We start from the raw sequence: 12,116 nt of genomic DNA, 5'->3' as shown, positions 1-12,116 counted from the left end.
GAAAGGCCACGGGCCATGCGCACCAACCCCCTTGCCACCGTCCGCAACCTGGGCATCCTCGCCCATGTCGACGCCGGCAAGACCACCGTCACCGAGCGGATCCTGTTCGCCACCGGCACCACGCACAAGCGTGGCGAGGTGCACGACGGCACCACCGTCACCGACTTCGACCCGCAGGAACGCGACCGGGGCATCACCATCTTCGCCGCCGCCGTCAGCTGTACCTGGGACGGTCACCGGATCAACCTCATCGACACCCCGGGCCACGTCGACTTCGCCGACGAGGTGGAACGCTCCCTGCGCGTCCTCGACGGCGCGGTCGCCGTGTTCGACGCCGTCGCCGGTGTCGAGCCGCAGAGCGAGTCGGTGTGGCGGCAGGCGGACCGGCACGGTGTGCCGCGCATCGCGTTCGTCAACAAGATGGACCGGGCAGGCGCCGAGCTGGACGCCGCCGTCGCCTCCATACGGCAGCGGCTGCACCCCGCACCCCTGGCGGTGCAGCTGCCGATCGGCGCGGAGGACACCTTCACCGGCGTCGTCGACCTGCTGCGCATGCGGGCCCTGACCTGGACCGACGAGGGCGAGGCCCGTGACCCGGCGCCCGTGCCGGAGGAACTGCGTCAGGAGGCGCACCGGCGGCGCCGGCTGCTGGAGGAGGCCGTCGCCGAGCTGCATCCGCGGGCGCTGGAGGAGTTCTGCGACGCGGGCGCGGTCGGCACCGGCACGCTCACCGAAGCCCTGCGGGAGCTGACCCGCAGCGGTGACGCCGTCGTGGTGCTGTGCGGCTCCGCCTACCGCAACCGCGGCATCGAACCGCTGCTCGACGCCGTACTGGCCTACCTGCCGTCGCCGCTCGACGTGCCCCCGGTGCGCGGCCGGCACGACGACGGCACCGAGCGGCAGCGTGCCGCAGACCCGGGGGCACCGCTGGCCGCCCTCGCGTTCAAGGTGAACGCCACCGCCACCGGGCGGCTGACCTACCTGCGCGTCTACGCGGGAACGATCGAGAAGGGAGACACCGTGTGGGACGCTACCGCGCGCCGCGCCGAGCGCATCGGACGCATCCTGCGCGTGCGGGCCGACCGGCACGACCGGCTGGACCGTGCGACCGCCGGCGACATCGTCGCCGTGGTCGGGCTGAAGTCCGCCCGCGCCGGATCGACGCTGTGCGCGCCGGACGCCCCGCTGGTCCTCGAGCCCCCGGGGGTCGCCGAACCGGTCGTCTCCGTGGCCGTCGAGGCGCTGAAGGGCACCGACACCGGGCGTCTGGCGTCGGCACTGGCGCGGCTCGCCGAGGAGGACCCCTCGCTGGCCGTGCGCACCGACCCGGAGACCGGTCAGACGGTGCTGTCCGGCATGGGTGAACTGCACCTGGAGGTCGCGGTGGAGAAGATCCGGCGTGACCACGGCCTTGGCGTCAACGTCGGCCGACCGCGCGTCAGTCATCGGGAGACCGTCGGCCGGGGAGTGTCCGGGTTCGTGTTCCGGCACGTCAAACAGGACGGCGGGGCGGGCCAGTTCGCCCATGTGGTCCTCGATGTGCAAGCACTGGACTCCCCGGAGTCCGGCTTCGAGTTCCGCTCGACGGTCGTCGGCGGGCGCGTGCCGCAGGAGTACGTCCGTGCCGTGGAGGCCGGTTGCCGGGACGCGCTCGCCGAGGGACCGCTGGGCGGGCACCCGGTGACCGGACTGCGCGTCACGCTCACCGACGGGTCCACCCATGTGAAGGACTCCTCGGACACGGCCTTCCGCACCGCCGGCCGGTTCGGACTGCGCGAGGCCCTGCGGGCCTGCACGATGGTCCTGCTGGAGCCGGTCGTCGACGTGACGGTCACCGTGCCCGAGGACGCGGTGGGCGGGGTGCTCGGCGATCTGGCCGCGCGGCGCGGCCGGGTGACCGGCTCCGTCGCCCGGGCGGGCGCGACGGTCGTCACCGCGACCGTGCCGCTGGCCGAACTGTTCGGCTACGCGACCCGGTTGCGCAGCCGCACCCAGGGCCGGGGCACCTTCACCGCCCGGCCCACCGGCTACGCTCCCGCACCGGCTTCCGCACCCGTGCGGTAGGGCCGTGCACGGCGGCCCCTCCCGTCCCCGGAGCCGGGAGAGGCCGCCACCGGTGCCGCGGGGCGCGCCCGGCCGTCGGCGTCGGCCATGGCGTGCCCCCCGGCGCCGGGGTCAGGGGTACGACACCACCGTGGAGGGCACGGTGGTGCTGCCCGACGTCGGGGCTCCGGTGTCGTTGATGACGCACTCGTACTGCCCGTGTCCGCTCAGCGAGACGACCAGCAGGTGGTGGAAGCGCACGCCCGGACGGTTTGGAGCGGCGAAGCCGTGGTGCTGGACGATGCTCGGGTTGACGTTGTAGTAGCAGTAGCTGCCCATGCCCCAGCCCTCGTGGGTGGTGACCCGGTCGCCGACCTTGTACGCGGCGTAGCCCTTGATCGAGCCGTTCTGGACGGCGGCCTGGTCGGGGGCGTCGTACGCCTTCTCGTTCTGGAAGAAGATCGTGCGGCCGCGTTCGCCGTTCCACTGCACGTCGTACTTGTTGAAGTGCTCGACGAACAGACCGGTGGCGAGGATGTCGTCGCCGTTGACGACGACTCCGTAGTCGCAGCGGTTGGTCTCCCAGCCCACGCCGTCGCCGTGGTCGGCGCGCCAGACCCAGGTGTGGTCGATGATGGTGTGCCGGGCGTTGACCACCATGCTGGTGGTGGCCCTGCCGGGGCCCGCCCCGCCGATGCGGATGAACACGTCCTGCACGGTGATGGGGTTCGCGGCGTGGCTGCGGCGCGAGCCCTGGGGCCCGACCTCCAGCAGAACGGGCGAGTTCACCGGCCCGGCGTCGATCAGGAAGCCGGCCAGCCGTACGCCGTCGACGTCGGCGACCTTCAGGGCGGTGGCGCCGTTGTCGGGGATCAGTGTGGCGTAGCCGAGTCCCAGGACGACCGTGCCCGGACGGTTGACGCGCACGGGCCTGTCGACGCGGTAGACACCCGGTGTGAGCAGCAGGTTGAGGCCCTGCTCGAGTGCCTGGTTGAGGGTCGCCGCCGAGTCGCCGGGCTTCGCGACGTAGAAGCGCTCCAGCGGCAGGGAGGTGCCGCGCGGGGTGCCGTTGCCCCACGTGACACCGCGCGCGTCCCTGCGTAGGGAGGGCAGGAAGACGCGGTACCGGTCGCCGTCGAGGTACAGGAAGGGCTTCTCGCGGGAGAGGGGCGTCCTGTCGAGCGTGGTGTACGGCGGGTCGGGGAAGCTCTGCGCGGGGGCGCCCTCGACGCCGGAGAACACCATGTTCCACACGGCGTTGGTCCAGCCGCCGACCGAACTGTCCCGGGTGTACCACTGCTGCTGCGAGTAGGGTCCGACCGTGCCGTCGATCCGGCTGTCGGCGATGTAGCCGCCGCTCGCCCAGCCGTAGCCGGACGGCGCGAGGTTCAGCCCGCCGCGTACGTGCATCCGGCGGAACGGGGCGGCCTGCGCGACCGCCCACCGGTTGGTGCCGCTGACCGGGACGATCGCCAGGTTCTCCGCCGAACGCCAGAAGTTCTGCGTGGCGTTGCCCTCGAACCAGCCGGCGTCGACCGTCACGTCGCCGTTGATGGTGGTGTCGTCGGGGGAGAGGCCGAGCCCCGAGATGGAGGTGTAGAAACCGATCTGGGCGTTGAGCCCGTCGTACGTGCCCGGCTTGAACAGCAGTTGGTAGCGGCCGGTGCCGAACTGGGCCGACTCCTGGCGGGCGAACACCTCGTCGAGCCGGGCCTGGATGCCCGGTGTGGACGGGTCGAAGACGAGCACGTTGGGGCCGAGATCGCCACCGCCCTTGAGCCGGCGCGGCTTTCGGCGCCGAGCCGGGGGTGCGGCGGCGGCCGCCGAGGGCAGTCCGGCCAGCACGGGGGCGGCTGCCGCGGCGCCGAGGACGGTGCGGCGGCCGAGGGCGGGCGGCCGGGAGGACGACGGGGAGTCGGACGTCATGGGGCGGCTCTCCTGGTTCGGGAAGTGAACGGCGTGGGGTGGTGGGAGCGCTCTCTCGCCGCTGAATGGTTCATCCCTGGAACGTATGAGTCAAGAGGTGCGGCGGGAGTTGGGCGAGTCCGTCCAAACTCTTGACGTGCCGCCTCGGGAGGGTTTAACTCACGTCCTAAATTAAGCCATGAGGCACTCCCGGGGTGCCACCCTGCCCCGCCCCTACGCACTTCCCCGGAAAGGGACACCAGGAGCCATGCGCAGAATCCGAGCCGCGGCCACAGGCGCCGTCATGCTGTCTCTCGCACTCGCCGCCTCGGCCTGCGGAGGCGGCTCGAGCACGGGCGGCGGGTCCAACGACTCGCCGAAGGAACTCACGTACTGGGCCTCCAACCAGGGCGCCGGCATCGAGATCGACAAGAAGGTCCTCCAGCCCGAACTCGACAAGTTCGAGAAGGAGACCGGCATCAAGGTCAAGCTCGAGGTCGTCCCCTGGTCCGATCTGCTCAACCGGATCCTCACCGCCACCACCTCGGGCCAGGGCCCGGACGTGCTGAACATCGGCAACACCTGGTCCGCCTCGCTCCAGGCGACCGGCGCCCTGCTGCCGTGGAACGACGAGAACTTCGACAAGATCGGCGGCAGGGACCGCTTCGTCGACTCCGCGCTCGGCTCCACCGGCGCCGAGGGCCAGGATCCGGCCGCCGTCCCGCTGTACTCGATGGCGTACGCCCTCTACTACAACAAGCAGATGTTCGCCGACGCCGGCATCGACGGCCCGCCGGCCACCTGGGACGAGCTGGTCGCCGCCGGCAAGAAGCTGTCCGGGGACGGCACGTGGGGCATCGGCATGGAGGGGTCCAACCCCGCCGAGAACATCCACCACGCCTTCGTCCTCGCCAAGCAGCACGGCGCCGACTTCTTCACCGCCGACGGCAAGGCCGACTTCACCAACGACGGCGCGGTCACCGCCGTCAAGCAGTACGTCGACCTCATGGCCAAGGACAAGATCATCGCCCCGGGCAACGCCGAGTACGCCCAGAACCAGTCGGTCAGCGACTTCGCCAAGGGCAGGACCGGCATGCTGCTGTGGCAGTCCGCCTCCGCCAACCTCACGTCCCAGGGCATGAGCGAGGACGCCTACGGCATCGCCCCCGTGCCCGTGCAGTCCGGCACCCCCGGCACCGGCAAGCAGGTCAACTCGATGGTCGCCGGCATCAACCTCACCGTCTTCAAGAACAGCGACAACCTCGACGGCGCCACCGAGTTCGTGAAGTTCATGACCAGCGACGCCGAGCAGAAGATCCTCAACACGGCGTACAGCTCCATCCCGCCCGTCAAGGCCGCCCAGGAGGACCCGGCCTTCAACTCCCCGGCCAACGCCGTCCTCAAGGACACCCTCGCCAAGAGCGCCGTCGCCCTGCCACAGGTGCCGGACGAGTCCCAGTTCGAGACCGCCGTCGGCACGGCCATCAAGGAACTGTTCGCCGACGCCGCCGCCGGACGCGAGGTGACCACCGGCTCGGTGAAGGCCGCGCTCACCAAGGCGCAGCAGCAGATGCCCAAGAAGTGAGCCCCGACACCGCCATGACTGCCACTGCTCCCGCGGCGGAGGCCGACGTGCGGAAGAGCCCCCCCGGTGCGGCGCGCGAACCCCGCCGCCGCCCCGGGCGGATCCGCCGCATCGGACTGCCCTACCTGCTCCTCCTGCCCGCCCTGCTCCTCGAACTCCTCGTCCACCTGGTGCCGATGGTCATCGGCATCGTGATGAGCTTCAAGGAACTCACCCAGTTCTACATCCGCGACTGGGGCACCGCCCCCTGGGCCGCCCTCGACAACTACAAGGTGTCGGTGGACTTCGACGCCCCCGTCGGCAGGGCCCTGCTCGACTCGTTCCTCGTCACCATCGGCTTCACCCTGCTCTCCGTCGGACTGTGCTGGCTGATCGGCACGGCCGCGGCGATCTGCATGCAGGACACCTTCCGCGGCCGCGGCCTGCTGCGCGCCCTGTTCCTGGTCCCGTACGCCCTGCCGGTCTACGCGGCCGTCATCACCTGGGTGTTCATGTTCCAGCACGACAACGGCCTGGTGAACCACGTCCTGCACGACCAGCTCGGCATCACCGACAAGCCGTCCTTCTGGCTCATCGGCGACAACAGCTTCTTCGCGCTCCTGACCGTGTCGGTGTGGAAGGGCTGGCCGTTCGCCTTCCTCATCGTGATGGCCGGTCTGCAGAACATCCCCCGCGAGCTGTACGAGGCCGCCGCCCTCGACGGCGCCGGAATGCTGCAGCAGATACGCCGCATCACCCTGCCCTCGCTCCGCCCCGTCAACCAGGTACTGGTCCTCGTCCTGTTCCTGTGGACGTTCAACGACTTCAACACCCCGTACGTCATGTTCGGCAAAACGGCGCCCGAGGCGGCGGACCTCATCTCGGTCCACATCTACCAGGCGTCCTTCGTCACCTGGAACTTCGGCACCGGCTCCGCGATGTCCGTCCTGCTCCTGCTGTTCCTGCTCGTCGTCACGGGCGTCTACCTCGCACTCACCTCGCGCGAGCGGAGGGCCTCGCATGCCTAGCACCCCGACGACCGCGCCGGCCTCCCCGATGGCCCCGCCCCGCTCGTTCCTGTGGACCCGGCGGATCTTCCTCACCCTGCTGACCGGCTTCGTGCTGGTCCCGGTCTACGTCATGATCTCCAGCTCGCTGAAGCCGCTGGCCGACGTCACCGGCACCTTCCGCTGGCTGCCCACCGAGCTGACCGTCGACCCGTACATCGACATCTGGTCCACCGTCCCGCTGGGCCGCTACTTCGTGAACTCGCTCATCGTGGCGGGCGCCGCGACCGTCTGCTCGGTCGTCATCGCCGTGTTCTCCGCCTACGCCGTCAGCCGATACAGCTTCCGCGGCAAGCGCGTCTTCACGGTGACGGTGCTGTCGACGCAGATGTTCCCCGGCATCCTGTTCCTGCTGCCGCTGTTCCTCATCTACGTCAACATCGGCAACGCCACCGGCATCGCCCTGTTCGGCTCCCGCGGCGGACTGATCCTGACGTACCTGACCTTCTCGCTGCCGTTCTCCATCTGGATGCTGATCGGCTACTTCGACTCGGTCCCGCGCGACCTGGACGAGGCGGCCCTGGTGGACGGCTGCGGCCCGCTCGGCGCGCTGTTCCGCGTCGTCGTCCCCGCGGCGGTCCCGGGGATCGTCGCGGTCGCCGTCTACGCCTTCATGACCGCGTGGGGCGAGGTCCTCTTCGCGTCCGTGATGACCAATGACACCACCCGCACCCTGGCGGTCGGCCTCCAGGGCTATTCCACCCTCAACGACGTGTACTGGAACCAGATCATGGCCGCCTCCCTCGTGGTGAGCGTCCCCGTGGTCGGCGGCTTCCTGCTCCTGCAGCGCTACCTCGTCGCCGGACTGACGGCGGGAGCCGTCAAGTGACCTTCCCCCCTCCCGAAAGGAATTCCGTGACCATCGACTACGCCGCCCTCCCCGACGACTTCCTGTGGGGCACGGCCACCTCGGCGTACCAGATCGAGGGAGCCGTGGCGGAGGACGGCCGTTCTCCGTCGATCTGGGACACCTTCTCGCACACCCCCGGCACCATCGACAACGGTGACCACGGCGACGTCGCCTGCGACCACTACCACCGCTGGCGCGAGGACATCGCCCTGATGCGCCGCCTCGGCACCAACGCCTACCGGCTGTCCGTCGCCTGGCCGCGCGTGGTGCCGGGCGGCGACGGCCCGGTGAACGACAAGGGCCTGGCCTTCTACGACCGGCTGGTCGACGCCCTGCTCGAGGCCGGCATCACCCCGTCGGTCACCCTCTACCACTGGGACCTGCCGCAGACTCTCGAGGACCGCGGCGGCTGGCCCGAGCGGGACACCGCCGAGCACTTCGCCGCGTACGCCTCCGTCGTCGCCGACCGCCTCGGCGACCGCGTGCGGCACTGGGCGACGCTCAACGAACCCCTGTGCTCGGCCTGGATCGGCCACCTCGAGGGCAAGATGGCCCCGGGCCGCCGGGACCTCGCGGCGGCCGTCCGCGCCTCCTACCACCTCCTGCTGGGCCACGGTCTTGCCGCCCGCGCCATCCGCGCCGCGGCACCGGGCGCCCAGGTCGGCATCGTCAACAACCTCTCCACCATTCACGCGGGGAGCGACAGCCCCGAGGACCGGGCCGCCGCCGTCCGCATGGACGGACACACCAACCGCTGGTGGCTCGACCCCGTCCACGGCCGCGGCTTCCCCGAGGACATGCGCGAGGTCTACGGCGTCGACCTCCCCGAGCGGCAGGGCGACCTGGAGACCATCGCGGCCCCGCTCGACTGGCTCGGCCTGAACTACTACTTCCCGCAGGTGGTGACCGCCGACCCGGAGGGCCCCGCCCCCCACGCGGCGTTCGTGCGCCGGGACGGCGTGCCGCGCACCGGCATGGACTGGGAGATCGACGCGAGCGGCATCGAGACGCTGCTGCTGCGCCTGACGAACGAGTACGGCGCCCGCAAGCTCTACGTCACCGAGAACGGCTCCGCCTTCCCCGACGTGGTCCGCCCCGACGGCACCGTCGACGACCCGGAACGCCGGGACTATCTGACCCGGCACCTGGCCGCCTGCGCCGACGCCGCCCGCAAGGGCGCCCCGCTGGCCGGCTACTTCGCCTGGTCGCTGCTGGACAACTTCGAGTGGGCCTACGGCTACGACAAGCGCTTCGGCCTCGTCCACGTCGACTACGACACCCAGGTCCGCACGATCAAGGGCTCCGGCCACCACTACGCGGACCTCATCCGCCGCCACCGGGACCTGGCCCGGCGGGCGGCCTGACACGCCGGTGGGCGCGGGGCCACGACCCCGCGCCCACCGGTGCCGTGCGTCAGCCGTCGCCGCCCAGCATGGCGGCGGTCAGGACGTTGCCGGCCACCCCCCAGCCCCCGTCGGCGACCTCGTCGACGAGCACCACGGTGGTGGCGCGGGCGCGCTCCCCGTAGATCTCCACGTACAGCTCGGTGGTGCGCTCGACGATCTTCTTCTTGTCCTCGGCGGTGACGGTGCCGGCGGGAACCTTGAAGTGGGCGAAAGGCATGGCTGTTCTCCTCAGATGGTCCGTGTCGGTGCGCTGGTCGTGCCCGTGCTCACACCATGCCGCCGTTGGCCCGCAGCACCTGCCCGTTGATCCAGTGGCCTTCGGGTCCGGTGAGGAAGGCGGCGGCCCGGGCGATGTCCTCCGGGGTGCCCAGCCGCTCCAGCGGCGGGGTCTTCGCGAGCCTGTCGATCTCCTCGGGCGTCTTGCCGTCGAGGAACAGGTCCGTGGCCGTGGGGCCGGGGGCGATGGTGTTCACCGTGACGTCCCGCCCCCGCAGCTCGCGGGCGAGGATCAGCGTGATCGCCTCGACGGCGCCCTTGCTCGCCACGTACGCGCCGTAACCGGGGAACTGCGCTCCGACCACGGAGGTCGACACGCCCAGGAAGGAGCCGCCCGCGCGCAGCCGCCGCGCGGCCTGCTGGGCGACGACGAACGCGCCGCGGATGTTGGTGCGGTGCACGGCGTCGAGCACCGACAGGTCGAGGTCGGCGATGGGTGACAGGGCGAGCCGGCCGGCCGAGTTCACGACGACGTCCACGCCGCCGAACTCCTGCTCCGCCCGGTCGAACAGCGCGGCGACCGCGTGCTCGTCCGCCACGTCCGCCCGCACGGAGATCGCCCGCCCGCCGGCGGCGGTGATCGTCTTCACCGTCTCCTCGGCCGCGGCCGTGTCGCCGGCGTAGTTCACCACCACGGCCAGACCGTTGCGGGCCAGCTCGACAGAGACCGCGCGGCCGATGCCGCGTGATCCACCGGTGACGACGGCCACCCGCTCGGGTGCCGGTGTGGAAGTCGGGTCGTTGGTAGTCATGTCCTTCACGATGCGCCGGGCCGGACGGCGGAGCCAGGTGATGTCATCCCCTGGGTCGGTGCCCCGGTGCCCCGGTGCCCCGGTGCCCCGGTGCCCCGGTGCCCCGGTGCCCCGGTGCCCCGGTGCCCCGGTGCCCCGGTGCCCCGGAGCCGCGGACAATGGAGGACATGGCTGCTGTGAAATACACCGAGCTCGGCGCGTTCCTGCGGTCCCGGCGCGACCGCATCCGCCCGGCCGACGTAGGACTTCCCGCCGGGCCGCGGCGCCGCGTGCCGGGGCTCCGCCGGGACGAGGTCGCCCAGCTCGCCGGGGCATCGGTGGACTACTACAACGAGCTCGAGCGCGGCGCCGGGTCCCAGCCGTCGGAGCAGATGATCGCCGCGCTGGCGAGGGCGCTGCGCCTGACCGCCGACGAGCGTGCCTACCTGTACCACCTGGCGGGCCGACCCGTGCCCGTGTCGGGCGGCGCGGCCTCCCACATCCACCCCGGCATGCTCGATCTGCTCCAGCGGATGCCCTCGACCCCCGCACAGGTCATCACCGACCTGCACGTCACCCTGGTGCAGAACCCGCTGGCGGTGGCGCTGCTGGGGGACCAGTCCGGCTACCGGGGTACGCGGGCCAGCTTCGTGCACCGGTGGTTCACCGAACCGGAGGCCCGGGACCTGTACCCCGAGGCCGACCACCCGATCCAGTCCCGTGCGTTCGTCGCCGACCTGCGGGCGGCCGCCGCGCGCCGGGACGCGAAGGACGCGGAGGTCACGTCGATGATCCGTTCGCTGCTGGACACCTCGGCCGAGTTCGCCGCGCTGTGGGCCGAGCACGACGTGGCCTTCCGGCGCGACGACCGCAAACGCATCCGCCATCCCGCGCTCGGGGTCGTCGAGGTCAACTGCCTCAACCTGTTCAGCGAGGACGGACGGCAGCGGCTGCTCTGGTTCACCCCCGCCCTGGGCACCGACAGCGCCGACCTGCTCGACCTGCTCGCCGTCCTCGGCACCCAGGACGTCGTCGACTCCACGTCCTGACCCGCTCCCGGCCAAGCAGGGGATGCCCACCCGGGGGATGACATCCCCTGGTTCCGGTGCCGCCGCACAGAAACACTGAACGGGCCGAAGCCACCCGCTTCCCGCGCCCGACAAGGCCCTGTGACAAGGAGTTTCTCATGCAGCGGCGGACAGTTCTGCTTCTCGGCGCCGCCCTGGCGGTGTCCCCGGCCGTCCAGGCCCACGCGCATCCGGACCATCCCGCGGCACCCGGCGGCACGCACCCGGAACCGGGGACCTACGGCAGGGGATGGCGGCCGTTGGCGCCGATCGCGAGTGGTCCCCGCCAGGAGCACAGCGTCGCCGCGATCGGCGACGACGTCTACGTCATCGGCGGCATCGTCCCCGGGGAGTCCGGCGGCGTCACCACCACTGGACGGGTCGACGTTTACGACACACGCCGCGACACCTGGTCGCAGGCGGCACCGCTGCCCGTCGCGATGAACCATCCCAACGTGGCCGTGGTCCGCGGCAGGATCTTTGTCCTCGGCGGGCTGTCCGGCGGATCCGCATGGCAGGCTCTGCCCGACTGCTTCGTCTACTCCCCGCGCGCCGACCGGTGGCGGCGGCTGCCGTCCATGCCCTCGGGCATCGAGCGGGGGAGCGCCGCGATCGGCGTACTCGGGAGGAGGATCCTCCTGGCCGGCGGTATGCGCGTCCTGGTGCCGGGCGCGGGCGGCCTCCAGGACACGGTGGACACCGTGTCCGCGTACGACGTGGTGACCGGCCGGTGGGAGAGCCTGCCGGCGCTGCCGCAGGCCCGCGACCACGTGGGCGGAGCCGTCGTCGGTGGGACGTTCTACGTGCTCGGCGGCCGGGACCGGGGCCAGGTCAACGTGCGGGACACCGTCTACGCACTGCACCCGGGCACCCGCCGCTGGACCGAGCGGGCACCGATGCCCACCGCCCGCGGCGGCATCGCGGCCGCCGCCGTGGGGACGAGGATCTACACCTTCGGGGGCGAGGGCCGGCACGACGGCGCGAACCCGAACACGGTCTTCGACGAGACCGAGGCGTACGACACCGTGCGCGACCGCTGGGAGCGGCTGGCCCCCATGCCGGTGCCGCGCCACGGCACGGCCGCCGTCGCCGTGCGCGGCACCATCCACATCCCCGGCGGCGGCGTCCTGGGCGGTGGCGCCCCGGTGGACGTCAACGACGCCTACCGTCCCGCCCGCCGCTGAGCGCGCGGAGACGGTGCGCCGAG

General features: G+C 71.6%; 10 protein-coding genes. 7 read left to right on the top strand and 3 right to left on the bottom strand.

Annotated elements, in window-relative coordinates; translation table 11 throughout:
• The first annotated feature begins 15 nt into the window (after positions 1-15).
• On the top strand, positions 16-2,064 hold the full coding sequence (fusA, locus tag ACZ44S_RS02710; RefSeq protein WP_466923757.1) for an elongation factor G: 2,049 nt from the start codon (positions 16-18) through the stop codon (positions 2,062-2,064).
• A 111-nt stretch (positions 2,065-2,175) separates the two neighbouring features.
• Here the strand turns inward: fusA and ACZ44S_RS02705 are convergent, their stop codons facing one another.
• Positions 2,176-3,969: a coagulation factor 5/8 type domain-containing protein gene (locus tag ACZ44S_RS02705; RefSeq protein WP_466923754.1), complete on the bottom strand. Its 1,794-nt coding sequence runs from the start codon at positions 3,967-3,969 to the stop codon at positions 2,176-2,178.
• A gap of 247 nt (positions 3,970-4,216) precedes the next feature.
• Between ACZ44S_RS02705 and ACZ44S_RS02700 the strand changes: the two genes are divergently transcribed.
• The 4 genes from ACZ44S_RS02700 to ACZ44S_RS02685 are packed head-to-tail and all read left to right on the top strand — an operon-like array spanning position 4,217 to position 8,793.
• Positions 4,217-5,533, top strand: coding sequence for an ABC transporter substrate-binding protein (locus ACZ44S_RS02700; RefSeq protein WP_466923752.1), 1,317 nt, complete (start codon positions 4,217-4,219; stop codon positions 5,531-5,533).
• Between the two features lie 14 nt (positions 5,534-5,547).
• Positions 5,548-6,540, top strand: coding sequence for a carbohydrate ABC transporter permease (locus ACZ44S_RS02695; protein WP_466923749.1), 993 nt, complete (start codon positions 5,548-5,550; stop codon positions 6,538-6,540).
• Positions 6,541-6,568: 28 nt separating this feature from the next.
• Positions 6,569-7,408, top strand: coding sequence for a carbohydrate ABC transporter permease (locus tag ACZ44S_RS02690; RefSeq protein WP_466924365.1), 840 nt, complete (start codon positions 6,569-6,571; stop codon positions 7,406-7,408).
• A 26-nt stretch (positions 7,409-7,434) separates the two neighbouring features.
• Positions 7,435-8,793 carry a GH1 family beta-glucosidase gene (locus tag ACZ44S_RS02685; RefSeq protein WP_466923747.1) on the top strand — a complete coding sequence of 453 codons (1,359 nt, stop codon included), beginning with the start codon at positions 7,435-7,437 and terminating at the stop codon, positions 8,791-8,793.
• A 49-nt stretch (positions 8,794-8,842) separates the two neighbouring features.
• Here the strand turns inward: ACZ44S_RS02685 and ACZ44S_RS02680 are convergent, their stop codons facing one another.
• Complete coding sequence (locus tag ACZ44S_RS02680; RefSeq protein WP_466923744.1) at positions 8,843-9,052, bottom strand: 4-oxalocrotonate tautomerase family protein; 210 nt, start codon at positions 9,050-9,052, stop codon at positions 8,843-8,845.
• A gap of 49 nt (positions 9,053-9,101) precedes the next feature.
• Entirely contained in the window at positions 9,102-9,863 is a 762-nt protein-coding gene (locus ACZ44S_RS02675; RefSeq protein WP_466923741.1) for an SDR family oxidoreductase, read from the bottom strand.
• 158 nt (positions 9,864-10,021) lie between these two features.
• Here ACZ44S_RS02675 and ACZ44S_RS02670 point away from each other — a divergent pair, with 158 nt between their 5' ends.
• Both ACZ44S_RS02670 and ACZ44S_RS02665 read left to right on the top strand, forming a co-directional pair.
• A complete protein-coding gene (locus ACZ44S_RS02670; RefSeq protein WP_466923739.1) occupies positions 10,022-10,891 on the top strand; it encodes a helix-turn-helix transcriptional regulator in 870 nt (289 codons plus the stop codon).
• A gap of 137 nt (positions 10,892-11,028) precedes the next feature.
• A complete protein-coding gene (locus ACZ44S_RS02665; RefSeq protein WP_466923736.1) occupies positions 11,029-12,093 on the top strand; it encodes a Kelch repeat-containing protein in 1,065 nt (354 codons plus the stop codon).
• Positions 12,094-12,116: the final 23 nt, after the last annotated feature.

The organism is Streptomyces malachitofuscus (genome assembly GCF_055571035.1).
The sequence above is the reverse complement of the archived record's forward strand: the minus strand, read 5'-3'. Positions and strand labels throughout refer to the sequence as shown.